This window comes from Halovivax gelatinilyticus (assembly GCF_024300625.1).
GTDB lineage: Archaea > Halobacteriota > Halobacteria > Halobacteriales > Natrialbaceae > Halovivax > Halovivax gelatinilyticus.
The window spans coordinates 650853-676405 of the sequence record NZ_CP101322.1; the positions used below are offsets into that span (position 1 = coordinate 650853).

Sequence of the window (25553 nt, forward strand, 5' to 3'; positions counted from 1 at the left end):
ACGGCGCTACGCGATCGATTCGAGGGCGGATTCGAGTTGATCTCGTAGAATCGTCCGGTGACAGCGCTTTTTCGCCGTGTTCTCGAAACAGACCAGCGTGATCGACTCGCCGCTTCGTAGTCGTTCTACGAGCGCATCGATCGCCTCACCGGCCGTGTCCGACGATTCGAGGTAGGTACGGTATCGCTCGGCGAAACCGGTTTGCTCCCAGGCGGCGTTGTGCGCCTCCTCGCCACAGATCCCGCCCCGTTTGAGGTCGTCCTCCGCTCGTTTCGTCTCCTCGAGGAGTTCGCGCGGCGGGCCGAGTGCGGGGACGTTCTCGTCCACGGCGGCGTGAAACCAGGGCGTCGGGTTGCACACGACGCCGACGCGCGTCGTCTCCGGTGGCAACTCCGCGAGGTCGTGCTGGAGCGCGGCGACGTAGGTGTCAAAAAGCGACCCGGTACCTGCGTTCGAATCCGCCATCACCGAACGTTCGTCCGGGGCAAGTATATACACCGGGGCGAGAAATCTCGCCACCATGACCGACGACGCCTCCGAACCCCACCGCGCCCACAGCGAGGACCCGAACGCCGAGGTTCAGTACCACCTCGAAGTCGGTCCGGACGACGTCGCCGACCGCGTCCTCCTGCCGGGCAACCCAGAGCGCATCGAGAAAGTCGTCGCCTGCTGGGACGACCACGCCGAAGTCGCCCACCACCGCGAGTACCGCACCGCGACCGGCTCGTTCGAGGGCACGCCGATCTCGGTCACCTCGACGGGGATCGGCAGTCCCTCCGCGGCGATCGCCGTCGAGGAACTCGCCCGCGTCGGCTGCGACACGTTCGTCCGCGTCGGCTCCTGCGGGGCCATCCAACCGGGCGTCTCCGTCGGCGACCTCGTCATCACGACCGGCGCGGTCCGTCAGGAGGGAACCAGCGACGAGTACGTCCGCGAAGACTACCCCGCCGTCGCCGACTACGAGGTGGTGAGCGCGCTCGTCGCCGCCGCAGAGCGACTGGGCTACGACTATCACACCGGCCTGACGGCGAGCACCGACTCCTTCTACGCCGGCCAGGGTCGATCGGGACTCGACGGCTTCGAGGCCGCCGGCTCCGAGACGCTCGTCGAGGAGCTCCAGGCCGTCAACGTCACCAACGTCGAGATGGAAGCCAGCGCAATCCTCACGCTCGCGAACGTGTACGGTCTGCGGGCGGGCGCCGTCTGTACCGTCTACGCCGACCGCGACGGCGGCGAGTTCTCGGTGACCGGCGAATCGAGAGCCGCCGAAACCGCCTCGCTCGCTATTCATCTACTCCGCCGGATGGACGAGCGGAAAGCCGAGGCCGGCGTCGATCGCTGGCACGCCGGGCTCTCGATCGAGTGAGGAACGAACACAATACGACGAGACGAGTGACAGAGACGCGCGGTGGAACAGGCCCTGGGTCGAATTAGTTGAGGGAAACACTACGATAAGGTTCTCCTCAATCAAGCGTCTACCCTTCGACGACGGGTTTTGGCAGAAACCGGGTATCGCCATCGACGGTTTCGGAGAGAGTTACGCGATCGCGGTGTCGTCAGGAACGACGGCGAATCCGAGCGTTCGAAAGTCGTCGGGATCGAAGGTGAAAACGTGCCCGATATCGTATTGAAGGGCGATTGCACCGCCCAGGTGATCGAAGAATGCGATCTTCTGATCGTCGTACCGAACAAAACAGTCGTGTGCTGCGTCGAAGGTCGTCTCGTCGACGGGTAATACGTTGATCGTTTCCGAGGTACGAATCTCTTCCAGCGTCGAGACGGCCTGGCGGTGGCCCTTCCGATAGAGGATTACCGTCGCGAGTTCGGCGAGTACGTACCGGCTCGTGAACACCGGCCCGAACTGGTCGCCCCCCTGAATCACATCGAACACCGCCTCCGCCCGCGCATGGTTATCGTCGTCTTCGACGTAGGCCGCATAGAAACCGCCCGTATCGACGAATAAGGGAGCCGGTGTTCCCGAACTCATGTGGGGTTGCCTACAGCCCCGCCGTACAGAATTTCATCGATACGTTCGGATGTGTCCGCTGGGTCACCAGCTTCGAAGGTCGTTCGTTCGAATATCGGATCATCGGTGTTCACGTCGGACGGTTTCGACGCGTTTTCGCCGTCGGCAAGCCACCACACGACGGCACGACCACCGACCTTCGCCTTCTCGAGTGCGCCGTCGTCGGCCAGTTGCTGCAACCGTCGGTAGGCCTGCGACCGATCGAGGTGGTAGTGGTCAGCGATTGATCGTGCCGTCTGGAACGGGCGATCGGCACGTGAAAAGTACGCGAGAAGGGACTCGTCACTGACGGTCTGGGAGAACGTTCCACGATCGTTCCGTTCGCTCATACCACTCACTTCGTAGTGTAAGGTGTTAAGTTGTGCCCTTCGTAGTGTACCGGGTACGGAGCAGCACCTATCCCTTGCAACGGAAACCGACGACATCGAGTGGAGGATGTCGAACAGACGAATCGACCGCCACGCGACCCCCTATCCGCTCTCGGAAAAGCGACCTCGTATGAATCGGAATGGGCGACCACTCACTCTCTGACCTTCACGATCCCTTCTTCGAACACCTGTCGGTTGGGAATGACGTACTCCTCGTCGTCGGACTCGACGATCGTCACGAAGATGTCTACTTCCTGAACGATACCCGATCGGTCGCCGACGCGAATGCGGTCGCCGATGCCGTACGGTTGATTGAGCAGCAGGTAGATCCCGACCGCGCTCGAGACGAGAAAGTCCTTGAACGCGTAGGCGCCGACGATGACCAGACCCGCCGTGTAGACGACGAGGAGGATCATCAGCGCGGTGACGTGCACGCCGACTTGCGACAGCGCGATGAGGATGACGACGTAGAGAATCGAGTACTTCACCACCTTCGGGATGATCGACGCCTCGGGGAGCTTGACGCTTCGGAGGTACTCGCCGACGACGAGTTCGGCCTTATCGGCGATAATAAACCCGATGACCAGGACGAGGACGGCGATGAACACCTGCGGGAGAAAGAGCGTCACGTCCGCCCAGAACTGATCGGTATCGAGCAACTGGGCGATGTGGATCGCCGTCAGCGCCGCGATGCCGTAGATAAACCACGAGCTCAGGCGAGCGACGATCTGCACCGTCGAGGTCCCGAGGCTCTGGGCGCTTCGCTCGAACGGCGTCCCCTCGACGGCGTCCGGAACGCCGGCGGCGGTCAGCAACTCCCTGTTCAACCGGCCGACGATCAACCCGACGATGATGCCGAGTACCAGGACGGCCACGGCGATGACGGCCGGTTCCTCGACGAACGCCTGTGCGTCCATATCAATACGCCTCCGGGTCGACCTCCAGGATTAGTTCACCGGCTTTGAATGCCCGCACCATGCCGTCGCTCTCGGAGAGGGCCACGGCGATCGAGTTCGTATCGCGGGTGATCGCCCCGGCCGCCATGTGTCTGGCGCCCAGACCCTTCGGCAGGTCGACGCCCTCCGCGGCGGGTTCGAGATACCGATAGGCGGAGACGATCTTTCCGGAATCGGAGATGACGAACGCCCCGTCGAGTCGCGAGAACTCCTTTAGCATGACCGTCACGATCGGGTCGCCGACGTGGACGTGTGACTTCTCGAACGGGTTGTACGACAGCGGGCGGGACTTGTTCATCACGTTCCCCGCGTCGCCGACGACGAACAGCGCGCCCACCGGTTTACCCTTCTGTCCTTTCTTTCCGAGGTTGATCGCGACTTCGAGGACGGCCTTGATCACCTCCGGATCGGCTCGCGACTTCGCGAAGAGACCGTAGAGTCCGTGCTGGTCGTCGGCGTCGGCGCGTACGCGCGAGACGGTGTCGATGCCGTCGTCGAAGACGCTCGTCGCACACGCGAGGACGTCGCCGTCGTCGATGACGCCCTGTTCGAGCGCGCCTTCGAGACCGAAGCGCACCCGCTCCGTGACGTCGGCGAATTCGAGCGGCAGTTCGACGAACGGATCGGCGCCGACGGTGTTGTCGGTGCCGATGGTGATGATGTCTAGGTCTTCGAGGTCGGCGAATCGCTCGTAGTACGACCCGCTCGGGGAGAACAACACGAGCGCGTCGACGTTCTCGTAGATATCCCCGAATACGTCGTCCAACCCGTCCATTGGTACTACAACCCGGTTGCGCTCGAATAAGCGTTTGGGAGCGTCGTCTGACGAGCGTCGTGCAACTGTGGGCCTTCTGAGAGAATCAGAGTCGGCGTCTAAGTAGTTGCGACTGTGCGTCGATGGCCGTCGCTACGGGGCGTAGCGTTCGAAGAAATGAAATCGCACCGCGGGTCGGAGGAATACTCCGATGGTTTAGCGTGTCGACTTAGTCCATGCGGCGCAGGGCCAGCATGGCAGCGCTGAGGAGCGCGACGAGGGCGACAGCGACGCCGAAGCCGGGCGTTCCGTCATCGTCGTCATCGTCGTCGTCATCGTCATCTTCAGGCGCGTGGTCGTCACCTTCGTCGTCCTGTCCGTCGTCGGATGGTGGCTGCTCTTCTTCGTCAGCCACGGTCAGGACGCCGGAGTCAGAGTCGTCGTCAGTCTCGACTTCCCACTCGATGTCGCCTTCGGCGGCGGTGTCGAAGTCGTGGCTGAAGTCGGTCGAGTCGCCGGATTCGAGTTCAACGTCCTCGGAGACGACTTCCTCACCAGCGACGGTGACCGTAACCGTACCTTCGGCCGTTCCAGCGCCGGTGTTGGTGATCGTCACGTCGAGCGTGGCGTCGTCACCAGTCTCGACTTCCGCAGGAGCGTTAGCGGAGATGCCGAGGAATGGGTCGTCACCGACTTCTCCGATGAGACCTTCGGCTTGCGCAGATGGGCCATCGACTTCGGCCGCGGAGAGGTCGAATTCAACGTCTTCAATCTGTCCGCTGAAGTCCATTGCAGCCGTCCACGTTCCATCTGCTTCGACTTCCGTATCAGCTGGGATGTAGAACGGGTGTGGCTCGCCTGCTTCCGCCTCAAGTTCGATGATTGCACCAGGTGCTGCATTCGAAGTGCCGGTGATCTCTTGGCCTTCGTCGGCAGCGACCTCGAAGAGTTCCTCATCGAAGGCGAGCGTTCGCTCTTCGACGGTAAACATGTCCTCGAAGGACTGGGCTTCAGCCGCGTACGGGTTCGCCTCATCGAAAGCTTCCTCAGAGGCGTCAGCGACCATGTTCAGGTCAACGTCGAAGCCGAATCCTTCCTCAGCACCGGTTTCTTCACCGGTCTCGAAGAAGATAACGGCTCGTTCGTCATCTTCGGACCACTCATCGAATTCATCAACGTCAAGACTCTCTGGTTCCGCGTTGAATCCAGCGTTGTTCTGTACGACGGTAAGGTTGAACGGATTATCGACAGCGAAGAATCCGTTGCCTTTGATCTCAACTGCCACGTAGTCGCCTGCAGCGACCGTGCCGTCAGCTTCGGCTCCGTACTCATCGAGGGTATCAACATCGTCGTCATTGACGACGTAAGTGGTGACGTCCTCGATGGCGCCGTTACTGAAGCGGAAGACACCGCGGTCGTGGCGGTCATCCTCGTCCTCGTGGTACAGGTTCATGTCGAAGCTGTTGGTCCACTCGTTGTAGACTTCGAGCTGGGTTGCTGCGTCCCAGTCTGCACCTTCAGTGACTTCGAAGTTACCGTTCTCTGTCGTGGCGATATCATCGTCATCACCGGTTCCGAGTTTGGTCGTGTCGATATCGATCTCGACATCCTCATCGTCGTCAGCTCCCGTGAGCTCACCTTTGAGGACCGTGATTGGGTCATCTTCGCCTTCAGGCGTCCAGTCAATCGATAGGATTGCGCGGTCGGTGTTATCGAGTTCGAGCGTCACCGTGTTTTGGTCACCGAGAATACCCTCTGCGACGCCAGTGCCGGAGAAGCTAACGTGCGCATCGTCCTCATCGAGGACCTCGATGCTAAAGTCATCCTCAGCGACGGTGTCGGCAGCACTCACGGTGAAGTTGTATTCACCGGCTGCGACTTCGTCGAAGTCAACGTTAACGGTCTCGTCGTTGCCGAGATCGGCGACAACTGCAACGTCATTACCGTCCGCGTCCTCTCCGAGATCAGCGCCTTCGATCATGCCTGCGAGATCGTCAGCGTCGAAGTCTTCGCTGGTGATCTCAGCGTCGTAGCCGGAGCGGTCGGACTCGATCGAGACGTCTGCGTCACCGTCAGGTGCGACGGATTCGTCAAGCGCGGTCGCGACGATGGTCTGTCCACGGATGTCGATTTCAGCGGTTTCGCCATCGTGGCTGACCTCGTACGTACCTGGTCCGAGGAACTGGCTGGCCGTGTTCAGCGTAGCGACGCCTTCGTCGATGCTCAGTTCAGTACCTCGATCGCCATCGACTTCGCTGACGTCAACAACCCCGTCATCTGACAGGGCTTCTTCATTGATCTGATCGAACTCTACCACTTCGCCTTCGTAGAAGTTGTCGCCGTCCGAGATGGTGACTGGGTCATCATCTGCGGCAACGGAGCCGGCAAACGCAGCCGACATAGCAACAACGGACAGCACCATAAGCGCGGCCAGGAACACTGCCTGTCCCTTTTCGCGGAATGATGTCGTATTGCGTGTCATGTATTATGTTATGTTGTGTTAGTTCGCGTGTTGCGGTCGATGCACCGGGTAGCGTTCACGTCTCCACCAGCCCGGCGCGGGTGGATTCGCTTATCGGCCTCCCGGGTAGGGGTACCCTATCCTTACTAACGACCCGTAATAAGTTTTCTAGTTTCGGATTGTCAGTCCTGATGATGCGTAAGCGGGTGTTACCCCCCGAAGAACCCCCGAAATCGGCGTATTTCCATCGGTTTGGGATTTTCCAGCGACTGCCATTTATATACCCTATTCCGTGTCGGGGCGTTGAACAGTTCCGGTAGTCCGATATTACAGCGATTTCGGCCGATGAGCCATAGCGATTTCGCTCGAAGGGTGGTCGACAATAGCGGCTTACCCACGCGCGAAGAACAATTATTTCATTGAGCGTCAGTCACATCGCCAGCGTCAATCGGCGGTCGTCGTCAGAAGTCGAGCACCATCACCCGACAGCCACAGGGTGAAAGGACGTGTGCGTCCGGCCCCGAGGAGGTGACTCCGAACACCGGATAGTGACACTTCGGACACCGATCGTCCGTCGGCAGCGCCTCGTCCGGCACGGAAGCCATGTCGACGTCCGCCAGCTCGCGCGGATCGACAGTCCCCCCGTCGTGCCGGTCGAGGACTGACGCCTCGTCGTCGGACGCCGCCGCTGGCGTCGCGTCCGAGGCCGATTCCGCGTCTCGATCGCTCATCCACCCACCCCAGCAGGTAGAACGCGACCGATGGACGACGCCGGGAGTGGCCGCTGTCCGTGCGGGTTCTCGGCGTCGCGAAGAACATACCATCGTCGTAACTGTCGATACCGCGGGCGTGCGAGACCTTTTTGTCTCGTGGGCGGATACGCAAACATGGCTTCAATTCCATTCTAGGGTTGGAAGCCACGTCCTGGGTGTTGGCGCACCCGGGGCATTTTTCGTGCGTGCCCCCGCGCGTCGTGAGCACGTGGCTTCCATGTACGGGTAGAATGTGAAATAATATATAGCTACTGGTTGGTAGAGATTGATATGAGCGGTCGAAAATCGAGCGTAGTAAAGGGAGCGTCGGTCGACGATGTGACGGACGACCGCCGATAGCGGTGACCATCATGCCCGACGAACCCAACACCAACACGCCTGAAACCACCGATGGCGAGCACACTGACTCTACTGACAAAGCGATCGCCATGCACGATATCGAAGCGGAAGCGGGGTTCCTCGAGGACCACGATCCCAAGGACTTCCCTGCGGTGGTGCAACTCACGTCCGAGCCCGAAGCGGTACACCGGCAGAACGCGGTAGACCGGATCGAGCGCTGGGAAGCTGGTGAGGAAGTCCCGCACGTCATCAACTTCCAGAACCCGAGCGATCTTCGAGCGTTGCTCACCGATCGGCGAATCGAACTCCTCCGGTCGATCATGGCCGAACGGCCCGACAGCATCCGCCAGTTGGCCGAGCGGGTAGGGCGCGACGTCAAGTCGATCCACGACGACCTGCAACTACTCGCGGAGTACGACATCGTCCACTTCGAACAGGCCGGGCGGGCAAAGCGGCCGTTCGTGCCTTACGAAACGATCGAGGTCTCCCTCGAGATTTCGACGCCTCGGCCCGCTGATAGCGAGTCGTTAGTCTGAACGAACTTGAATACGCCGACGGTTTGCGAATAGATAGAGTTTTAAAATAGTCATCGTATTGAAGGAATATAGGTGCTGGTGCGTGAGGAAAAGAGAGTACATCGTACCAATCCGCCTCCCGTATACGCGAATACGGTCGGTCATCGAAATTGAAAACGGTGCAGTCCTCTCGTTTGTCGTCCAGTTGGAGTACAATGTTGCACACAGCCCCAGTACACTTGAACGCTGGAACGGAGTTGCCAGATTCGATCATAATCCGAAATCAGCAGAGGGCCACGACATTCGTACAGAGGGTCTACACATGGATATTGCAAATCCGAACGGACCAGATCAGCGTGCGTGGGGGTTCCCGGACGTCCCGGTGAACCGGGCGGTCGATTTCTGTGAACAGTACTTCCGAGCGAATCACGAACGGTTGACCAAACAGTTCTGCAAACAATGGGGGTTCGAACGGTGGAATCTACCTAATCGTCGGTGAATGGCGACTCTTCGTCATCGATCCGTTCCAACTCGAGGTCGGATAGTGCCGGTAACGGATACGCTCGTCGGTCTGCACGGAACGTACTCGCTGGGCGATCCGTCTCCGCTGCAAGGTGTTCAGGGGCACCGATCGAATCGTTCTCACGTAAACTCATAGTCACGTCGAAACCGTTCTTCTACGAGACTACTCCCCGTATCGACAAATAAGTTTCGACCACCACAGGTGCTAGAAGAAGCGGTTTGGAGAACTACTGGCCTACGAGCGTATCATCTCACTGTCGAACTCATTGGCGAGGCCTCCGGTAAAGGGGCCGCTAACCCGAACTATTCTCAGCAGTTCACCCTCAACACAGCGGACTACTGAAGCGTTCTTCTGCGATTTGAGCCGCTGGAATCGAAACGAGGACGCTAACTCATTGAGAACACCACACCTTCGATATAGGACGAATCGACCTCAATCTATATCTACATTCGGATCGAATCTCCCGCATGGACGATGCCGACCGCGACGGGAATTCGACCGTTCTCGAACGGCAGACGACGGGTGAAGATCGTGTCCGGATGGTCGCTCGCCAGTTGACCGAACCCAGAACGGCGAACTGGGTCGCATCCGAAGCCGGCTGGTCGCACGAACCCACCAGGCGCGTCCTCGAACGACTCGTCGACGTCGGCACGCTCCGACGCGACGATACCGGCTCGAACGTCACGTACGTGACGGACTACCGCCAGCAGGCGATCACGGAAGCGACGAGATTGCGAGACGGTGATCGAAGCGTTGAGGAGCTAACAGAGCGCCTCGCGGAGTTCTCCGACCGAATCGACGAGTGGAAATCCGAGTTCGACGTCGAGTCACCGAACGAGCTTCGAGCCACAGTCGGTGACGCACGCCCCGAGAAAGAGCGCTCGAGACGGCGCGAAGTCGCTCGCGAGTGGGATGTGTTACGGCGACGCATCGAGATCGCTCGATTCGCCATCCGAGAGTGGGACTTTCTGGCACCCGCAACGAACTGCGCCAGCGCGGACCGCTGATCGATGTCCGTTCCGCACCCGGGCACGGATCCGAACGCTCACCTCTATACCCAGTTAAAGCGAGACGTCCTCGATCGAATACCGCACATCAAATCCGTCGAGTATCGTCCAGATCCGGTCGAAGCGACGTCTCTCTGTGGAGTGTTCGACCCGAATCGACTCGATCCGCCGACCGGACCGGACGACCCGGAGGTAACGATCGTCTGGGTTCGGTCGACACCACACGATTGGTTCAGGGTCGATTACGTCGATCCGAACACCAACTTTCACGCCGGGTGGTACCAGGACGAAGATCACCCTGAGCTCGGTCCGACGCATTTTCAGTGCACGCGCGAAACGGGCACGGAACGCCGAGCCGTTCGATTCGAACACGAGACGCCGTCACTGATTCTATGGGAAATCGTCGAAGCGCTGCTCGAGAACGTGATCCCTGACGCCCAACCCGATCGGGGGACCGACGCCACGTAACGAGAATCGGCGAACACAATCGTCCGTTATTTCTGCCCGTCAACTACCCCCGCTCCTCCCAGCACCGTTCGATCCGTTCGTCGATAGCGGCGAGTACCGTCGACGCGACGTCTATCGGGTGTATCGACTGACAGGCCAGATCACGAACTTCGTCCGCGTTCGGCGGTCGATGGAAGTGCAGACGCGAATTGTGTGCGTTCGGGTGGCGATCCCAGCGACACTCCCACCGTTCGTCCGTCCTCGTCTCCAGGTAGTGAAACGAAAAATCACCGCTCTCGAACCACCGTACGTCAATGCGGGCACGCGACACCGCGGGCGGATACCGATCGGTATCGACCTGCGCTCTGAGAAGTCGTGGCTCGTAGCTGTCGGGTTCGAACGCGGTCGTCGTGATCGCCGGCTCCGTCGAGAAGAACCGCTCGAGCAGTCGAAGCCTCTGCCGATCCGGCGGTCCAGTCGAATTCGGCCGCTCGTTCGCTGGAGGCGCCATTTACGCCGGAATGAGGTGGCCGTCGTTCTGTGCAAGTTGACGGGCGAGTTCGTAAAGTCGAACGTCTCGAACGACCGACTGCCACTCGCTCACCGCTTCCATCCGTTCGTGGATCGCGTCGTGGTCACCACGTTCGAACACCGAGACAGAATCGGGGTCGGCGGTTCCGAATCGATCTTCGTACATCGACCGGCGGCGTTCGAGTCCCGCGACGCGCTCGATGATCTCCTCGATCGTGAGATCGCGGGCGATCCGACTCGCTTCCTGCCACTCCAGGTAGCCGTCGTTACGCTCGTATCGGGCGGGCCGACCGCTCGGATCGGCCCGAGCGATTCCCATCACTACGAGACGGTCCAGGTGTTTCTTGGCCGCGTTCGGGGAACAGGTGGCGATCTCCGCGATCTCCGCGTAGGCCGTCGGTTCGGTGATCCCCAGGACGGTGTCGTAGACGCGATCGAACGTGTCGGTATCGTCGCTCCACCGTCGGCGCACCTCGTCGATAGCCTCGTCCGACGGGAGCGGGTCGAAATCGGTCATGGTCGTACCTACGACCCAACCCGCAATATGTCTTTGTTACTCGCACATATTTGAGTTTCTGGTGTGCGTGCCCGGGACCCAATACGACACCGCCTCCGATCCACTGACGCGTCACGACCGTGGCCGCGTGCAAAACCGACTAGTTCCCACACGAAAGCTCAATCCACCCACACGGTGGCCCCCGATGAAGGGGATCTCACCTCCAGTATCGACGCCTCATGAGATCGTCGCGTACGCGCGCGGTGAGAGTTCACCAGATAGCATAATTCACCGGATAGCATCAAGCACCGTCCGCGCGTAGCGCTACGCACCGACTCCGGTGAGCGCCATGGAATCCGAACGAGCCATCATCGATAACTACGCCCGACCCAACCTGGACGAGACGATCCTCACCGCCCTCGAACGCGCTGGAACCGACCCCGCGTCCCTCACGCGCGACGACGTCACCGCCGTCGACGAGTTCCACATCAAAGGGCGCGAGGCGACGAGAGAACTCGCGGAGCTGGCCGAGTTTTCCGCCGGTTCAACCGTGCTAGACGTCGGGAGTGGCGTCGGCGGCCCGGCCCGGACGCTCGCGGCCGAGTTCGACTGTCGCGTGACGGGGATCGACCTCGTCGACGAGTACTGCCGGACCGCGACCGCACTCACAGAACGGGTCGGCCTCGACGATCGGGTGACGTTTCGGCGGGCGAACGCGCTCGACCTGCCGTTCGACGACGAGCGGTTCGACGGCGTCTGGCTGCAACACGTCGCGCCGAACGTCGAGAATACGAGTCGACTGTTCGCCGAACTCCACCGAGTCCTCCGGCCCGGCGGTCGGCTGGCGCTCCACGAGATCTACGCGGGGTCCGGCGGATCGCCCCACGTCCCGGTGCCGTGGGCGTCTGACCCGTCGATCAGTCACCTCCGCCCCGTCGACGAACTCTCGGAATCGCTGGTCGATGCAGGATTTGAAGAGATCGTCTGGCGGGACGTGACCGACGAGTCGCTCGCGTGGTTCAGAGTGAAAGTGGAGAAGATGAGCGAGCGACCGGCAGACGCGCCGACACCGGTCGGACTCACCCCCCTCATGGGTCCGGACACCGCCGAGAAGATGCGAAACGTCGTTCGCAACTTGGAAGAAGAGCGCATCGGCGTCTGCCAGGCGGTGATGGCGGCGTCACCACGGCGGTGAGCCGGGAGTACCGGTTGGAGTCCACTTCCCGGTATCGCAGGCCGTTCGGCCCGCCGATAGACTGAACGTTAATACCCGGGAGTCCTACACCTAGGTGTGAACGACGGGACGACGCGACGCGCGATACTGGCGACCGTACTCGGCGCCGGAGCGGTTGGGCTCGCGGCTTCGGACGCCAGACGGCTGCTAAACCAGTTCGCGCCGCTCTCGGGGAGCGTCTGGACGGCCGCCGATCGCGAGCCAGAGGAGGCCGTCGAGAGCCCCTACGGCGAGGCGACGGTCCACCGCGACGAGTGGGCGATTCCGCACGTCGAGGCCGACGACGAGGCGGCGGCGTACTTCGCCGTCGGCTACGTCCACGGGATCGACCGACTCTTCCAGCTCGACATCCAGCGCCGCCAGATGCGCGGCCAACTCGCCGAGATCGTCGGCCCCGAGATGGTCGACGACGACGCGTTCCACGTCAGGATGGACTTCGCCGGCGCGGCCGAGGTCACCTGGAACGCGCTCTCCGAGACTGATCACGCCGCGCTCGTCGAGGCCTACGCCGACGGCGTGAACGCGGCGATCGAGGACGAGCCCCTCCCGGTCGAGTTCGACCTCCTCGGGTACGAACCAGCCGAGTGGACGCCCGTCGACACGATGCTCATGCAAAAGCAGATCTCCTGGGGCCTGACGGGCAACTTCGGCGAGCTTCGCCGCGAGCGCGTCGCCGACGCCCTCGGATCCGAGGTGACGGACGAACTCTTCCCGCCCGACCTCGACCACGACGTCCCGATCCTCCGACCCGGTGACGATCGCCTGGGGACCGTCGGCGGGGCGGACATCGACGATGAAGGCACGCCGACGACCAGTCGCGTTCAGCCGAGATCAGTCCGTGACCGGCCGGCGAACGGACGCGGGCAACCGACCAGCGCGCGCGACGACGCCATCGCCGGAGGCGACGACGCCGGCGAGGCGGCCACGACCGATTTCCTCGCGTGGCTCTCCCGGTTCGAATCGCCCGCCGGCGTTGGCTCGAACAGCTGGGTCGTCGCCGGCGAGCACACCGAGAGCGGCCGACCGCTCGTCGCCAACGACCCGCACCTCCTGTTGATGACGCCGCCGGTGTGGTACGAACAGCACGTGAAGACCCCCGAGCGAGACGTCCGCGGGGTGACCTTCCCCGGCGTGCCGTTCGTCGTCATCGGCTACAACGATCGGGGCGCCTGGGGATTCACGAACGTCGGGGCGGACGTGCTCGATTGCTATCGCTACGAGATCGACGACGAGCGCCAGCAGTACTACTACGACGACGAGTGGCGCGACTTCGACCTCGAAGAGCGAGAGATCGCCGTCGCCGACGCAGATGACGAGACGATCAGGGTCAGAAAGACCGTCCACGGGCCGTTGATCGAACGCGAGGGCGAACACGTCGGCGTCGCCTGGACCGGCCTCTCGGCGACGCGAACCTCGCGGGCCATCGACGATCTCGGTCGGAGCGAGGGAGTAGACGACGCGCTCACCGCGATCGAGCGGTTCGACGAGCCGACGCAGAACTTCGTCTACGCGGACGCGGACGGCCGGACCGCCTACTACGTGACCGGACAGATCCCGGTCCGAACCGAAGACGGCGAGCCGGTCCGGGGCGACCGCGTCTTCGACGGGTCGGCCGGCGAAGCCGAGTGGGAAGGCTACGAGCCCTACGGCGAGAGTTCCTGGGACGGGTTCGTCCCATTCGACGAGAAGCCACACGCGATCGATCCGGCCGTCCTGGCCACGGCGAATCAGCGCGTCGCCGACGAGCCCGACCACTACCTCGGGACGGCCTACGCGGCCCCCTACCGCGGCGAGCGGATATACGACCGACTCGACGCGCTCACGGGCGACGGCGAGACGGGCGTCGACGATCACGCCGCGCTCCAGACAGATCGGGTCGACCCGCGCGCCCTCCAGCTGATTCCCGAACTGTCGGCGGCGGTCTCGCGAGAGGCGACCGATCACGATCGACTCGTCGATGCCGCCTCGACGCTCGCCACGTGGGACGGCGAGATGGCTCCCGACTCCGAAGCCGCGCTGCTGTTCGCCCGGTGGTTCGAACACTTCAGAGCGGGCGTCTGCGAGCCCCACTTCGACGACGCCGGTCTCGACGAGTCGTACTACCCGAACGACTGGGTGATCGCCACCCTTCCCGCAACGAGCGGATTCTTCGACGAGGCGACGCGATCGGAGACGATGATCAGCGCCCTCGAATCGACGCTCATCGAACGCGAGAACGAGGAGTGGGAGACCTTCGGCGACTACCAGACGACCGCGCCGATCGAACACCCGTTCGGAACCGAGGCGTCGTTTCTGAACTACGACGAACGACCGATCGGCGGTTCCCGGGCGACGGTGAACAACTACCGGCGCGAATCGGCGATCGGCGCGAGCGTTCGACTGGTGGCCGAACCCGGCGGGGACGTTCGGACGATCCTCCCCGGCGGTAACTCCGGCGAGTACTTCTCCGATCACTACGACGACCAGTTCGAAACGTGGGTCGACGGGGGCTACCGGGAGGCGCCGCTCGAGATCGAAGGCGAGCGAGTCGTCACATTCGAGGAGGGATCGCGATGACCGCAGACGAGGAATCTGACGAGTCGATTGAGGACGCCATACCGACCGACGACGGGGACGAGGACGACGTCCCGGCTGGCGACAATTTCGCCGCCGTCGGCGACGCCCGTGAACCGGACAGCGAGCCGTCGGCGCGAACCGAGCCGTCGGACGACGAGCGCTCGGTTCGATCCGATCCATCGGACGGACCGATCCGACCGTCGGAGCTGCTGGTACGGGCCCGGACGCACCCGCGAGACCACTGGGTGGCGCTGGTCGGGGCGGTGCTCGTCGGCCTGGTCCTGTCCTGGCTCCACTGGATCGGTCTCATCCTCGGCGGCGCGCTCGTCGGGTTCGTCTCGCCGTCGCTCCGACGGGCGGTCGTCGCCGGACTCGGATTCGGCGGGCTGGTTCTGATCGTCTTCGCCGCCAGCCTCGGCCTTCGTCCCGCGATGGCCGCGTTCGCGATGACGCCCGCGACGTACGTGACCGTCGGTGCCGCGCTCGGGCTCCCGACGTTCGGCGCGCTGGTCCGCGGGCTCTACTGAACGCCGGCCGACGGTCGCCGGGCGAAGAAGGAGTCCGACGGCCGTCGAACGGGAGGCTATGCTCGCCGTCGTCGGAACGAGCGCGTCGGACACCGAATCGGTCGTCGTCGCCGGATCGCTGGCGCTGCTCGCGCTCGTTCACCTGATTCCGCGATTCCTGCCGCGCCCGGTGGCCACGCGACCGACCCTGCTATCGTTCGCCGGCGGCGTCTCGCTCGTCTACGCGTTCGTCCACCTATTTCCCGACCTGGACGAGCGACGCGAGGCCATCGACGGCGTCGACGTCATCGCGTTCACGCTCGCCGCCGAACACGTCTACGCCGTGGCGTTCGTCGGGCTCGCGGCGTTCTACGGGCTGGAACGACTGGCCACCGTCACGCGAAGTCACGAGTTCGCCCGCGATCTCGGCCCCGTCTCCGACGCGCCGGTCTTCTGGGTGCACGTCGCCGGCTTCGCCGTATACAACGCCGTCGTCGGATACGCGCTCGTCCAGGGTGAAACCGGCGCCGACAACACCGCGCTCTTCGCGGTCGCGATGGCGCTGCACCTGTTCGGCAACGACGAGGCGATGGCCACCCACCATCGAGAGCTGTACGCGACCTACGGGGAGTGGATCCTGGCCGGAGCCGTCCTCGTCGGCGGCGCAGTCGGGATCGCGATGACGCTCGATCCGGCCACCTACACCGTCGCGCTCGGCCTGCTGACCGGCGGGATCGTCTTCAACGCGATCAAGGACGAACTGCCGCGGACTCGCGAGAGCCGGTACTGGGCGTTTGCGGCCGGGGCACTCGGATACGGTACCGTGCTGGCGCTCGTCTAATCGGCACCGTCGGCGCCGGTATCGCTCACCGCCGACTGCGACGATTCGTCCAGCTCCTGGAGGTCGCGTTCTGCATTAGCCTCGTGTCGGTCTCCTGCTTCACCGGTGATCTCGCCCAGGATAGCCTCGCGTGCCTCGGCTTCCGAGGCGAACTCGTCTGTGGCGAGCCGGTCGAACGCGCTCGCGAGCGACTCGGTCTCGTTGGGGAGATCGATCTCGTCTAGCGCGTACTCCCGAGATAGTTCCTCGCCGGTCACCGGGTACTGGACCTCTCCCAGGCGCGCCTCGACGTCGGCGACGATCGACTCCGTCGTCTCCGCCCGGTCGGCCTTGCGCTCGTTTATTCGTCGTTGTGCGCGCTCTCGGTCGGCCGATTCGTCGGTCATACTGATCGATTCACCCCGCCCACTGGAAATGAACGGGCCTGCAGTAGCCGGCTCCCTCGGTCTGTGGGAGACGGCGGCTGATCGATTCCTCCGACTCGCGATCTGACCGAGGTCGGTGACAACGTGTAACACGTCAGCAACGGACAACCCGGCGCCGAGACCGGAACTACGAAACCCTCTGGCTCCCATGGAGTAACCGATGACCGCAAATGTTGCCGAAGAGGCGGGTGACGAACCCACGGAAAACGAGCCGGAGACGGCCCTAGAAACCGCCAGACGCCAGCTCGCGCGCGCTTCGTCTCACGTCGACATCGACCCGGCGGTGGTCGACCGACTCAAACAGACGCGGAAGATCCACGAGGTAACGATGCCGCTCCGACGCGACGACGGCAGCGTCGAGATGCTCACCGGCTTTCGCGCCCAGCACGACAGCGTGCGCGGGCCGTACAAGGGCGGCCTTCGCTATCATCCGGAGGTCTCCCGCGAGGAGTGTGCCGGCCTCGCCATGTGGATGACGTGGAAGTGTGCCGTGATGGACCTGCCCTTCGGCGGGGCCAAAGGCGGCGTCGTCGTCGATCCGAAGCAGCTCAGTTCGAGCGAGAAGGAGCGGCTCACCCGCCGGTTCACCCAGGAAATCCGATCGGCGATCGGCCCGACGAAGGACATCCCCGCGCCGGACATGGGGACCGACCCGCAGACGATGGCCTGGATAATGGACGCCTACAGCATGCAAGAAGACGAGACCATCCCGGGCGTCGTCACCGGCAAATTGCCCGCCGTCGGAGGCAGCCCCGGTCGCGAGGAGTCGCCGGGACGCAGCGTCGCGATCATCACGCGCGAGGCCTGCGACTACTACGACTACGACCTGGAAGAGACGTCGGTCGCCGTCCAGGGGTTCGGGAGCGTCGGCGCTAACGCCGCCCGCCTGCTACACGAGTGGGGCGCGAACATCGTCGCCGTCAGCGACGTCAACGGCGCTCGCTACGACGAGTCGGGAATCGACGTCGACGAAATTCCCTCTCACGATACCGAGCCGGAGGCGGTCACCGCCGCGACCGGCGTCGGAACGAAGATTCCGAACGCGGAGTTGCTCGAACTGGACGTCGACGTCCTCATTCCCGCGGCGATCGGAAACGTCCTCACTGAGGATAATGCGAACGACGTGAAAGCGGACATGATCGTCGAGGGCGCGAACGGCCCGACCACGTTCGCCGCCGGGGCCATCTTCAACGAGCGTGACATTCCGGTCATCCCCGACATTCTCGCGAACGCCGGCGGCGTGACGGTGAGCTACTACGAGTGGCTCCAGGGCGTCAACCGCCGGAAGTGGAGCCTAGAACGCGTCCACCGCGAACTCGAAGGGGATATGCTCGCCGCCTGGGAGAGCGTGAAAGACGAAGTCGACGAGCGCGACCTGGCCTGGCGTGACGCCGCCTACGTCGTCGCTCTCAAACGGATCGCCGCCGCCCACGAGGCACGCGGCGTCTGGCCCTGATTCTGAGCGCGGTTGCGCCGACCGACGTCTCCCGTTCGATCGCAGTTTCGGTCCGATTCGCCGCCAGGTAGCCGTCTGCCAGTCTGGGGCCGTCAGTCATCTCGAGCGCGTGAAACGCGGCTGAGCCGACGCAAAACCCTTCGGCGCTGGCCGACAAACACTAGATAAATGGGGGGCGAAACCGACCGTATCGAGCATCCGATCTTCGCCAGAGCGTACGCTCGGTTCGACTCCTTCGACAGACTCGCATTCGGCGCTCACCGTCGCTGGCTGGCCGACGGACTCGAGGGACGGATCGTCGATCTGGGCGCCGGCGACGGGGCGATGATCCCCTACGTCGAGGACGCGATCGGCGATCCGGCCCGACTCGAGTACCACGCCGTCGAACCGGATTCGACGATGCGCTCACACGCCCGCGATCGCGCCCGGCGACTCGGGTTTCCCGCGACGTTCCACGACGCGCGGGCCGAATCGCTCCCGTTCGACGACGACAGCGTCGACGTCGTCGTCTCGTCGCTCGTGTTCTGCTCGATCGCAGATCCCGAGGCCGCCGTCGACGAGATCGCCCGCGTCCTTCGTCCCGGCGGCGAGCTTCGCGTTCTCGAACACGTGGGCGGCGACGGCTGGTACCGGCGCGTCCAGTCCGCCCTGACGCCGGCGTGGAAGCGCGTCGCCGGTGGCTGTCACCTCGATCGCGACACGATCGAACGGTTCGAGGACCACGACGCGTTCGAGGCGGCCGCGTTCGACCGAACCGGCGCCCGGACGTACCCGGCCGCCCCCGTCGTCCGCGGCCGACTGCGACGTCGCGCCGACTGACTCGCGGGGCTTCGACGACGCACCCAACCACATTGCGGAACTGATTGCCGGCTGAAGGGGCGAGTCGTTCCGCATTCCGAATCGCTAATGAGCGAGAGCGTCCCTACCCACCATGGTCAACTCTCGGGCGGTGGTCAAGTACTACCTGTACAAGGCCACCGAGGCGGTCGAGTTCTACCGCCCGATCATGTACCTCTACTTTCTCTCGCAGGGTCTTTCCTTCACGCACATCGTCATCATCGAGGCCCTCTACAACGTGACGACCGTCGTCGGCGAGGTGCCGACCGGGTACGTCGGCGACCGAATCGGTCGGCGAAAAAGCTTACTCGTCGGCGCGGCGCTCATCACGGCCACGCTGGTTGGAATCGCCCTCGCGAGTTCGTTCGTCGCGTTCGCGCTGCTCTTTATTTGCTGGTCGCTCGGCTACAACTTCCGGTCGGGGACCGAAGACGCCTGGGTCTACGAGACGCTCGCCGACACCGACGACACGAAGGCGTTCACCCGCGTGCGCGGTCGCGGCCAGTCGGTCGCGCTGACGGCCGGCGTCGGCGCCTCGCTCGTCGGCGGCTATCTCGGCGGAATCGACCTATCCTTGCCGTTTCTCGCCGCCGCGCTGTTCACCGGCCTTGGAATGGTCGTCATCGTCACCCTCGACGAGCCGAGAACCTACGAGGAGAGCGACTCCAGCGAGATGAGCATCCGGGAGGCGCTGGACGTCGTCGCGTCGGCCGTCGGTCAGCGCAAGCTGCGCTCGTTCATCCTCTACTACTTCGTGCTCTTCTCGGCGATCACCTACCTCGTCTTCATCTTCCTGCAACCGGTCTTCGAGGACGTCCTCACGGACCTCGATCCGGGCGTCACGCTCGTCGTCCCGCTGCCGGCCATCGACGCCTACACCCTCTCGATCGGCGCCGGAAACGTCGAGACGCTGCTCGGCGGATACTACGCCGCGATCAGTCTCGTCTCGGCGGCCGTCACCTACCGGATCGGCGCCATCCGCGAGCGGGTCGGCCTTCGCGGCTGGTTCGTCGTCGTTCCCCTGATCGTCGGCGCGTTGCTCGTCTCGATGGCCGTCGTCCCCGCGATGGCGTTCGTGGCGCTCTTCGTCGGCTGGGCGGTCGTCGAGCCGACGCGCGTGCTCGCCGGTCAGTACGTAAACGACCGCGTCGAGACGCTCGGGCGGGCGACCGTCCTCTCCGCCATGGCGATGGTGAGCGCGCTCACGGTCATCCCGTTCCAGCTCGGAAGCGGCGTCCTCTCAGACCTCGTCTCGCCGCTGTACGCCCTCACGATAGCCGGCGGACTGTTGATCGTCGGCTCCCTCGCGATACTGGCGTGGGAGTCGCCGATTCCGGAATCGTCGGCCGACGCGGCCGGGACCGAGCCGACGGACTGACGAGGGCCCGCCGCTGAATTCTCGGACGGGTTCGAGCACACTCGGCAGGTTCGGGCACGCTTAAGCCGAGCCAACGCGTGTCACCGATCGTGCGAACGAGTTTCAATATTCCGGACGACGTGCTGGAGAAATTCGACGAGATCTGGCGTTCACAGGGGTTCAGTTCCCGCTCGCGCGCGGCCAGAGAGGCGATGCAGGAGTACATCGAATCGCACCAGACGTTAGACGAACGGACCGGGACCGTGGCGGCGGTCGTCGTCTTCGATTACGTCTACCACGACGTCGTCGCGGACGTCCACGAGATTCAACACGAGTTCGAAGACGTCGTCAACGCCTCGAGCCACGTCCACCACGGCGAGTGGTGTCTCGAGACGGTCCACTGTACGGGAGACGCGGACGAGGTGCGAAAACTCGTCTACCGGCTACGCAACTTCGACGCGGTTCGCCGGGTGAAGCTGATGGTGGTCGATAGCGACGAAGAAAGACGCGATAACGAAGTCGAACCTCGAGGGTAACGCCACAGGTGTGACCCCGCACGCACTTTGGGGACGATGCTGCCGGATTATTACGCCACCCCGTGTTACATCGTAACAAGCTATATCGGCGACCGGCCGCTCGGTTCGACGTATGATCCCGGATGGAACGCTCGGACTGTACCTGGGCGTGATGGTCCTCGGCGCGGTGCACGGAATCCTCCCCGACCACGGGTGGCCCGTCGCCGCGATGTACGCGATGAATCAGAAGCGAACGTGGTTGCACGGGCTGGCTTCGGGGTTCATCCTCGGCTTCGGTCACCTCGTCAGCAGCATCACCGTCGTACTCGTCTACTTCTGGGCGCTGAGTTACTTCGACCTGACCGAGATCCACGGACTCCACTACCTCGCAGGGGCCGTCCTGATCATCCTCGGCGTTCGCGAGTACGTCCGCGGTGGCCACTCGCACGACCACGTCCACGCCGACGAAGACGGACACGATCACGACGACCACGACCACGACGATCACGCCCATGCTCAGGACGGCGAGCACGATCACGCACACGACGACCATGCCCACGACGACGGACAAGTTCACGACCACGACCACGACGATCACGATCACGACGATCACGCCCATGCCCACGATGGCGGACACGATCACGGCCCGGAGAGTCCGGGCTGGCTACGAAAGATCAAGATGGCGATCCCGTTCGTCGGTTCCGACGAGGCACACGAACACACCCACTCGCTCGAAGAGCGGGCCGACGAACGCGGTCTCTACGGGATCGCCGCGTTCGCGTTCCTCCTCGGGTTCGCACACAACGAGGAGATCGAGATCATCGCCATCTGCACGGGGTCGGACCAGTGTCTCGAACTCATGTTCGCCTACGCGCTCACGGTGCTCATCGCCGTCGTGGCCATGACGTTGCTGCTCATCGCCGGGTTCGAACGCTACAAAGACCGAATAGAGCAGTACCAGGGATACCTGCCGACGATCACCGCAGCCGTGCTGGTCATCATGGGACTCGCGTTCATCGCTGGTGTTTTCTGATACGTTCGTAGGCCCCCCAGTCTATCGATTATGACGATTCGTCTCGTTCGTACTAAGTAGCTATTTGTGGTCCCGGGAACCCATCTACAGTGGGTATGGAAAACACACCAGAATCTGACCTTCTTCCGAACGTTGAAACGATCACCGAGGGCGTCGAGGTCGTCTCGAACGTCTACGACCAGCCAGGAATCGAGACGCTCGAAGGTCGCATGGGGCTTCTCCTGCAGGGAGCGGACGTACAGAGCCACTTCATCGAGATGCCGCCGGGGATGTTCACGCCCGAGCACGCCCACGAAACGGAGTCGATCATCGTGACGTTGCGCGGCGAGTGGATCCTGTGCGCCGACGGAAACCGCCGCGTGATGGAGGCGGGCGACGTCTTCTGGTTCGGGCCGGGCGTCGCGACCGGCTACGAAGTGCCGCCGACGTTCGAGGATGAGGCGCTCATCCTCGTCTTCAAGGGTCACCTCTCGGACGGATCCAGGGAGGGCTTCGTCGAGTACATTACTGAGGAGATGAATCCCCACCTCGAGGCAGAGCGCGAGGACGGAACGCCGTTTACGTTCGACGAAATCCCCGACGACCACCCCGCCAAAGAGTTCGCCGCATCGCTCGACTAGAATGGCCGACACATCCGACGCGTACCAGACGTTCGAACAACACGTCGAGCGGATGATACAGGTGAGCCACGCCTCGCGAATCCTCGACTGGGACCAACAGGTGACGATGCCCGAGGGCGGAACCGCCGCGCGCTCGCGCCAACTCGCCACCCTATCGGGTATCGAACACGAACTCCTGTGCGACGACGAGCTCGGGACCCTCCTCGACGAACTCGACGGCGCGGAGCTTGACCCGGTCCGGGCGGCAAACGTTCGCGAAATCCGCCGCAGGCACGACCGGGAGGTCCGCGTTCCGAGCGACCTCGTCGAACGAACGAGGCGGGCCCGGAGCGACGCCTTCGAGACCTGGAGCGAAGCGAAAGCCGCGGACGACTTCGCGACATTCGCGCCGGCGCTCGAAAACTTGATCGAGCTCCGTCGGGAGTACGCGGCGTGCGTGGCCCCCGACCGGGATCCCTATCGGGTTCTCTTCGAAGAGTTCGAACCGTACGTCGAGTTCGACCGGGCGGTCGAGATTCTCGATACGCTTCGCAAGGAGATTCCGCCGCTGATCGACGCGATCCGCCGGAGCGACGTCTCGCCCGACGACGGCGCCTTCAAGGGGTCGTTCGACCCGACGAAGCAGGAGTCGTTCGTTCGCGACGTGCTCTCGGACCTGGGCTACGACTGGGACCGGGGACGGCTCGATACGTCACCCCATCCGTTCCAGCGAGGGTCCCCGTACGATGCGAGACTCACGACGCGATTCGACCGGACGAACCCGCTGGACGGGCTGACGAGTGCGGTACACGAGTTCGGACACGCGCTCTACGTACAGAACCTGCCCCGAGAGCACTACGGGTCGCCGGTCGGCGAGCCACGCGACATGGTGGTCCACGAGTCCCAGTCGCGGTTCTGGGAGAACCACGTGGGCCGCTCGCGGGCGTTCTGGGAACGGACGCTCTCGATCGTCCGGGAGCACTTCCCGCAGCTCGATGACCTCACGGTCGAGCGGGCCTACCGGAGCGCCAACGTCGTGACCCCGGACACGCCGATACGCGTAGCCGCGGACGAACTCTCCTACCACCTCCACATCGTCGTGCGGTTCGAAATCGAGCGGGCGCTCGTCCGAGACGAACTCGACGTGTCCGAGGTGCCCGCCATCTGGAACGAAAAGATGGAATCCTACCTCGGGTGTTCGCCGGAGTCGGCGGCCGAGGGCCCGCTCCAAGACGTCCACTGGAGCAACGCTACGTTCGGGTACTTCCCGACGTACTCGCTCGGTAGCGCGGCGGCCGCGCAGTTTCGGTCGGCATTCGAGGCGGCTGTCGGCCCCGTAGACGAGGTCGTTCGAGACGACGGTTTCGAGCCGGTGTCCGAGTGGCTCCGCGAGAACGTCCACCGCCACGGCAAGCGGTTCAGGACCGACGATCTTCTGATCGAAGCGACCGGAGAGCCGCTCACCGCGGATCCGCTAGTGAACTACCTGCGGGAGAAGTACGGACGACTGTACGCTATTTCGGGGTAAGTCCGTACGGACCGATCGACGCCGCTGACCCGCCTCAGCAATTCCGGTATGAACGAGGCGGCGAATCCGTAATAATCCGGCCACCCGGGACGGCTATCCCCACCCTCATTAGGAGCCCGACGCAAGGTACCGTATGACGGAGTGGATCGGAGAGACCTTCTGCAGCACCGTCGGCTGGGACCACCTCGAGCGGCTGGTCGACATCGACCACCGGATGGCCGGGAGCGAGGGCGAACGGGCCGGTGCGGAGGCGACCCGGGACGTACTCGACGAGGTCGGCTGTCGAAACGCGAGACTCGACGAATTCGACCTCCAGGGCTGGACCCGCGGCAATAGCGACGTGACCCATCCGGAAACGGGTGCGACCTACGAGTCGATCGCGCTGCCGCGTAGTCCGAGCGCCGACGTCAGAGCCGAGTTCGTCGACCTCGGCTACGGCACCCCCGGAGACTTCGAGTCGACCGACCTCGACGGGAAGATCGTGATGGTGGCGTCGAATATGCCGAGCTACCACGATCGGCTCATCCACCGCCGGGAGAAGTACTACTACGCCGTCGAAGCCGGCGCGGCCGGGTTCGTCTTCAGAAATCACGTCGAGGGGCAGCTCCCACCGACCGGCTCGATCGGCCGCCCGGGCCATCCGATCGGCGAGATCCCGGCCGTCGGCGTGAGCAAGGAGGTCGGAACGACGCTGGGACGGCGTTTCGACGGGGACGAGCTGAAACTCAGCATCGAGGCGGATGTCCACCCGGCGACGAGTCAAAACGTCCACGCCGAACTCGGTCCCGAGACCGACGAGCGCCTGCTCGTCACCTGCCACGTCGACGGTCACGACATCGGCGACGGCGCGATGGACGACGGCGCGGGAACGGCGACGATGGTCGAGGTGGCGAAGATTCTGGCCGACCGCGAGGACGAACTCGCGACGCGCGTCGAGTTCGTCGGCTTCGGCGCCGAGGAGGTCGGCCTCTGTGGCTCCGAACACCACGCGACGACCTGCGACCCGTCGACGGTGAAGGCGGTGATGAACCTGGACGGCGTCGTCCGCGGACGAACGCTCCAGTTTTTCACGCACACCTTCGACGAACTCGGCGATGCAGCCCGACGGGTCACAGAGCGATTCGATCATCCGATCCGGCTCATCCCAAGGGAGGGCTACCGAGGCGACCAGTGGCCGCTGGTCAGAGAGGGCGTCCCGGGCTACTTCATCTCGGGCGTCAGAGAGTCCGAAGGGCGCGGGTACGGACACACGTCGGCCGACACGCTCGACAAATTAGACGTTCGAAACCTCCGAGAGCAGGCCGTGCTTCTCGCCGAGCTGGCCGTCGAACTCGCGAGTGACGACGTCTCGATCCCCCACCGAACCCGCGAGGACGTCGCCGAATCGTTCGAGTCAGAGGGACGGGCTGAGGGGATGAAAATCATCGGCGAGTGGCCCTACGAGTAATTGGCATTCCTGCCGAGGAGCGG

At 63.5% G+C, this 25553-nt stretch carries 27 protein-coding genes; 17 read left to right on the forward strand and 10 right to left on the reverse strand.

What is annotated here, in order from left to right; genetic code table 11:
• Nucleotides 1-6: 6 nt before the first annotated feature.
• A complete protein-coding gene (locus NKH31_RS03160; RefSeq protein WP_254863690.1) occupies nt 7-465 on the reverse strand; it encodes a DUF488 domain-containing protein in 459 nt (152 codons plus the stop codon).
• A gap of 55 nt (nt 466-520) precedes the next feature.
• Here NKH31_RS03160 and NKH31_RS03165 point away from each other — a divergent pair, with 55 nt between their 5' ends.
• Complete coding sequence (locus NKH31_RS03165) at nt 521-1366, forward strand: nucleoside phosphorylase (protein WP_254863691.1); 846 nt, start codon at nt 521-523, stop codon at nt 1364-1366.
• 171 nt (nt 1367-1537) lie between these two features.
• On the opposite strand, the gene NKH31_RS03170 is transcribed toward NKH31_RS03165, so the two are convergent.
• The 6 genes from NKH31_RS03170 to NKH31_RS03195 form a co-directional block, all read right to left on the reverse strand.
• Nucleotides 1538-1987 (reverse strand): type II toxin-antitoxin system VapC family toxin, encoded by a 450-nt coding sequence (locus tag NKH31_RS03170; protein WP_254863692.1) that lies wholly within the window; start codon nt 1985-1987, stop codon nt 1538-1540.
• On the reverse strand, nt 1984-2355 hold the full coding sequence (locus tag NKH31_RS03175; RefSeq protein WP_254863693.1) for a helix-turn-helix domain-containing protein: 372 nt from the start codon (nt 2353-2355) through the stop codon (nt 1984-1986). Before NKH31_RS03175 ends, NKH31_RS03170 begins: the two co-directional genes overlap by 4 nt.
• Nucleotides 2356-2546: 191 nt before the next feature.
• Complete coding sequence (locus NKH31_RS03180; RefSeq protein WP_254863694.1) at nt 2547-3311, reverse strand: mechanosensitive ion channel domain-containing protein; 765 nt, start codon at nt 3309-3311, stop codon at nt 2547-2549.
• A 1-nt stretch (nt 3312) separates the two neighbouring features.
• Entirely contained in the window at nt 3313-4125 is an 813-nt protein-coding gene (gene dacZ, locus NKH31_RS03185; protein ID WP_254863695.1) for a diadenylate cyclase DacZ, read from the reverse strand.
• A 208-nt stretch (nt 4126-4333) separates the two neighbouring features.
• Nucleotides 4334-6586: a BGTF surface domain-containing protein gene (locus NKH31_RS03190; RefSeq protein WP_256547908.1), complete on the reverse strand. Its 2253-nt coding sequence runs from the start codon at nt 6584-6586 to the stop codon at nt 4334-4336.
• Nucleotides 6587-7026: 440 nt separating this feature from the next.
• Entirely contained in the window at nt 7027-7296 is a 270-nt protein-coding gene (locus tag NKH31_RS03195; protein ID WP_254863697.1) for a hypothetical protein, read from the reverse strand.
• Nucleotides 7297-7688: 392 nt separating this feature from the next.
• Here NKH31_RS03195 and NKH31_RS03200 point away from each other — a divergent pair, with 392 nt between their 5' ends.
• The 4 genes from NKH31_RS03200 to NKH31_RS03210 all read left to right on the forward strand — a co-directional run bounded on the left by NKH31_RS03200 (nt 7689) and on the right by NKH31_RS03210 (nt 10190).
• Nucleotides 7689-8213, forward strand: coding sequence for an HVO_A0114 family putative DNA-binding protein (locus tag NKH31_RS03200; protein ID WP_254863698.1), 525 nt, complete (start codon nt 7689-7691; stop codon nt 8211-8213).
• Between the two features lie 82 nt (nt 8214-8295).
• A complete protein-coding gene (locus NKH31_RS17795; RefSeq protein ID WP_425492303.1) occupies nt 8296-8691 on the forward strand; it encodes a DUF7718 family protein in 396 nt (131 codons plus the stop codon).
• 491 nt (nt 8692-9182) lie between these two features.
• Entirely contained in the window at nt 9183-9722 is a 540-nt protein-coding gene (locus tag NKH31_RS03205) for a DUF7342 family protein (protein WP_254863699.1), read from the forward strand.
• 3 nt (nt 9723-9725) lie between these two features.
• Complete coding sequence (locus NKH31_RS03210; protein ID WP_254863700.1) at nt 9726-10190, forward strand: hypothetical protein; 465 nt, start codon at nt 9726-9728, stop codon at nt 10188-10190.
• Between the two features lie 43 nt (nt 10191-10233).
• Here NKH31_RS03210 and NKH31_RS03215 read toward each other — a convergent pair whose 3' ends face one another.
• Nucleotides 10234-10680 carry a toxin-antitoxin system TumE family protein gene (locus NKH31_RS03215; RefSeq protein WP_254863701.1) on the reverse strand — a complete coding sequence of 149 codons (447 nt, stop codon included), beginning with the start codon at nt 10678-10680 and terminating at the stop codon, nt 10234-10236.
• Nucleotides 10681-11217 (reverse strand): DUF7342 family protein, encoded by a 537-nt coding sequence (locus NKH31_RS03220; protein WP_254863702.1) that lies wholly within the window; start codon nt 11215-11217, stop codon nt 10681-10683.
• A 328-nt stretch (nt 11218-11545) separates the two neighbouring features.
• On the opposite strand from NKH31_RS03220, the gene NKH31_RS03225 reads away from it, so the two are divergent.
• The 4 genes from NKH31_RS03225 to NKH31_RS03240 all read left to right on the forward strand — a co-directional run bounded on the left by NKH31_RS03225 (nt 11546) and on the right by NKH31_RS03240 (nt 16333).
• Nucleotides 11546-12391 (forward strand): SAM-dependent methyltransferase, encoded by an 846-nt coding sequence (locus NKH31_RS03225; protein ID WP_254863703.1) that lies wholly within the window; start codon nt 11546-11548, stop codon nt 12389-12391.
• 96 nt (nt 12392-12487) lie between these two features.
• A complete protein-coding gene (locus tag NKH31_RS03230; protein WP_254863704.1) occupies nt 12488-14986 on the forward strand; it encodes a penicillin acylase family protein in 2499 nt (832 codons plus the stop codon).
• Nucleotides 14983-15513: an MFS transporter gene (locus tag NKH31_RS03235; protein WP_254863705.1), complete on the forward strand. Its 531-nt coding sequence runs from the start codon at nt 14983-14985 to the stop codon at nt 15511-15513. Before NKH31_RS03230 ends, NKH31_RS03235 begins: the two co-directional genes overlap by 4 nt.
• Before the next feature lie 58 nt (nt 15514-15571).
• Complete coding sequence (locus NKH31_RS03240; RefSeq protein ID WP_254863706.1) at nt 15572-16333, forward strand: hypothetical protein; 762 nt, start codon at nt 15572-15574, stop codon at nt 16331-16333.
• Here NKH31_RS03240 and NKH31_RS03245 read toward each other — a convergent pair.
• Nucleotides 16330-16719, reverse strand: coding sequence for a DUF5789 family protein (locus NKH31_RS03245; protein WP_254863707.1), 390 nt, complete (start codon nt 16717-16719; stop codon nt 16330-16332). The two genes, NKH31_RS03240 and NKH31_RS03245, sit on opposite strands and share 4 nt — an antisense overlap.
• Nucleotides 16720-16918: 199 nt before the next feature.
• Here NKH31_RS03245 and gdhB point away from each other — a divergent pair, with 199 nt between their 5' ends.
• The 8 genes from gdhB to NKH31_RS03285 all read left to right on the forward strand — a co-directional run bounded on the left by gdhB (nt 16919) and on the right by NKH31_RS03285 (nt 25530).
• Complete coding sequence (gene gdhB / locus NKH31_RS03250; RefSeq protein ID WP_254863708.1) at nt 16919-18214, forward strand: glutamate dehydrogenase GdhB; 1296 nt, start codon at nt 16919-16921, stop codon at nt 18212-18214.
• A 168-nt stretch (nt 18215-18382) separates the two neighbouring features.
• Complete coding sequence (locus NKH31_RS03255; protein ID WP_254863709.1) at nt 18383-19033, forward strand: class I SAM-dependent methyltransferase; 651 nt, start codon at nt 18383-18385, stop codon at nt 19031-19033.
• A 112-nt stretch (nt 19034-19145) separates the two neighbouring features.
• Nucleotides 19146-20429, forward strand: coding sequence for an MFS transporter (locus tag NKH31_RS03260; protein WP_254863710.1), 1284 nt, complete (start codon nt 19146-19148; stop codon nt 20427-20429).
• An 89-nt stretch (nt 20430-20518) separates the two neighbouring features.
• The gene (locus tag NKH31_RS03265) at nt 20519-20944 is read left to right on the forward strand and encodes a CopG family ribbon-helix-helix protein (RefSeq protein ID WP_254863711.1); all 426 of its coding nucleotides are present in this window, start codon (nt 20519-20521) and stop codon (nt 20942-20944) included.
• 112 nt (nt 20945-21056) lie between these two features.
• Nucleotides 21057-21956 carry a hypothetical protein gene (locus NKH31_RS03270; protein WP_254863712.1) on the forward strand — a complete coding sequence of 300 codons (900 nt, stop codon included), beginning with the start codon at nt 21057-21059 and terminating at the stop codon, nt 21954-21956.
• A 95-nt stretch (nt 21957-22051) separates the two neighbouring features.
• A complete protein-coding gene (locus tag NKH31_RS03275) occupies nt 22052-22576 on the forward strand; it encodes a cupin domain-containing protein (protein ID WP_254863713.1) in 525 nt (174 codons plus the stop codon).
• A 1-nt stretch (nt 22577) separates the two neighbouring features.
• Entirely contained in the window at nt 22578-24083 is a 1506-nt protein-coding gene (locus tag NKH31_RS03280) for a carboxypeptidase M32 (RefSeq protein ID WP_254863714.1), read from the forward strand.
• 133 nt (nt 24084-24216) lie between these two features.
• Entirely contained in the window at nt 24217-25530 is a 1314-nt protein-coding gene (locus tag NKH31_RS03285; protein ID WP_254863715.1) for a M28 family peptidase, read from the forward strand.
• Nucleotides 25531-25553 lie beyond the last annotated feature (23 nt).

What these genes read in the sequence shown, in the direction of transcription:
- NKH31_RS03180 (WP_254863694.1), bottom strand. Translation starts at nt 3,311, where the DNA reads ATGGACGCACAGGCGTTCGTCGAGGAACCGGCCGTCATCGCCGTGGCC.
- NKH31_RS03190 (WP_256547908.1), bottom strand. Translation starts at nt 6,586, where the DNA reads ATGACACGCAATACGACATCATTCCGCGAAAAGGGACAGGCAGTGTTC.
- NKH31_RS03210 (WP_254863700.1), top strand. Translation starts at nt 9,726, where the DNA reads ATGTCCGTTCCGCACCCGGGCACGGATCCGAACGCTCACCTCTATACC.
- NKH31_RS03235 (WP_254863705.1), top strand. Translation starts at nt 14,983, where the DNA reads ATGACCGCAGACGAGGAATCTGACGAGTCGATTGAGGACGCCATACCG.
- gdhB (WP_254863708.1), top strand. Translation starts at nt 16,919, where the DNA reads ATGACCGCAAATGTTGCCGAAGAGGCGGGTGACGAACCCACGGAAAAC.
- NKH31_RS03255 (WP_254863709.1), top strand. Translation starts at nt 18,383, where the DNA reads ATGGGGGGCGAAACCGACCGTATCGAGCATCCGATCTTCGCCAGAGCG.
- NKH31_RS03195 (WP_254863697.1), bottom strand. Translation starts at nt 7,296, where the DNA reads ATGAGCGATCGAGACGCGGAATCGGCCTCGGACGCGACGCCAGCGGCG.
- NKH31_RS03220 (WP_254863702.1), bottom strand. Translation starts at nt 11,217, where the DNA reads ATGACCGATTTCGACCCGCTCCCGTCGGACGAGGCTATCGACGAGGTG.
- NKH31_RS03175 (WP_254863693.1), bottom strand. Translation starts at nt 2,355, where the DNA reads ATGAGCGAACGGAACGATCGTGGAACGTTCTCCCAGACCGTCAGTGAC.
- NKH31_RS03245 (WP_254863707.1), bottom strand. Translation starts at nt 16,719, where the DNA reads ATGACCGACGAATCGGCCGACCGAGAGCGCGCACAACGACGAATAAAC.
- NKH31_RS03285 (WP_254863715.1), top strand. Translation starts at nt 24,217, where the DNA reads ATGACGGAGTGGATCGGAGAGACCTTCTGCAGCACCGTCGGCTGGGAC.
- NKH31_RS03270 (WP_254863712.1), top strand. Translation starts at nt 21,057, where the DNA reads ATGATCCCGGATGGAACGCTCGGACTGTACCTGGGCGTGATGGTCCTC.
- NKH31_RS03170 (WP_254863692.1), bottom strand. Translation starts at nt 1,987, where the DNA reads ATGAGTTCGGGAACACCGGCTCCCTTATTCGTCGATACGGGCGGTTTC.
- NKH31_RS03165 (WP_254863691.1), top strand. Translation starts at nt 521, where the DNA reads ATGACCGACGACGCCTCCGAACCCCACCGCGCCCACAGCGAGGACCCG.
- NKH31_RS03160 (WP_254863690.1), bottom strand. Translation starts at nt 465, where the DNA reads ATGGCGGATTCGAACGCAGGTACCGGGTCGCTTTTTGACACCTACGTC.
- NKH31_RS03280 (WP_254863714.1), top strand. Translation starts at nt 22,578, where the DNA reads ATGGCCGACACATCCGACGCGTACCAGACGTTCGAACAACACGTCGAG.
- NKH31_RS03225 (WP_254863703.1), top strand. Translation starts at nt 11,546, where the DNA reads ATGGAATCCGAACGAGCCATCATCGATAACTACGCCCGACCCAACCTG.
- NKH31_RS03200 (WP_254863698.1), top strand. Translation starts at nt 7,689, where the DNA reads ATGCCCGACGAACCCAACACCAACACGCCTGAAACCACCGATGGCGAG.
- NKH31_RS03240 (WP_254863706.1), top strand. Translation starts at nt 15,572, where the DNA reads ATGCTCGCCGTCGTCGGAACGAGCGCGTCGGACACCGAATCGGTCGTC.
- NKH31_RS03260 (WP_254863710.1), top strand. Translation starts at nt 19,146, where the DNA reads ATGGTCAACTCTCGGGCGGTGGTCAAGTACTACCTGTACAAGGCCACC.
- NKH31_RS03275 (WP_254863713.1), top strand. Translation starts at nt 22,052, where the DNA reads ATGGAAAACACACCAGAATCTGACCTTCTTCCGAACGTTGAAACGATC.
- NKH31_RS03215 (WP_254863701.1), bottom strand. Translation starts at nt 10,680, where the DNA reads ATGGCGCCTCCAGCGAACGAGCGGCCGAATTCGACTGGACCGCCGGAT.
- NKH31_RS03205 (WP_254863699.1), top strand. Translation starts at nt 9,183, where the DNA reads ATGGACGATGCCGACCGCGACGGGAATTCGACCGTTCTCGAACGGCAG.
- dacZ (WP_254863695.1), bottom strand. Translation starts at nt 4,125, where the DNA reads ATGGACGGGTTGGACGACGTATTCGGGGATATCTACGAGAACGTCGAC.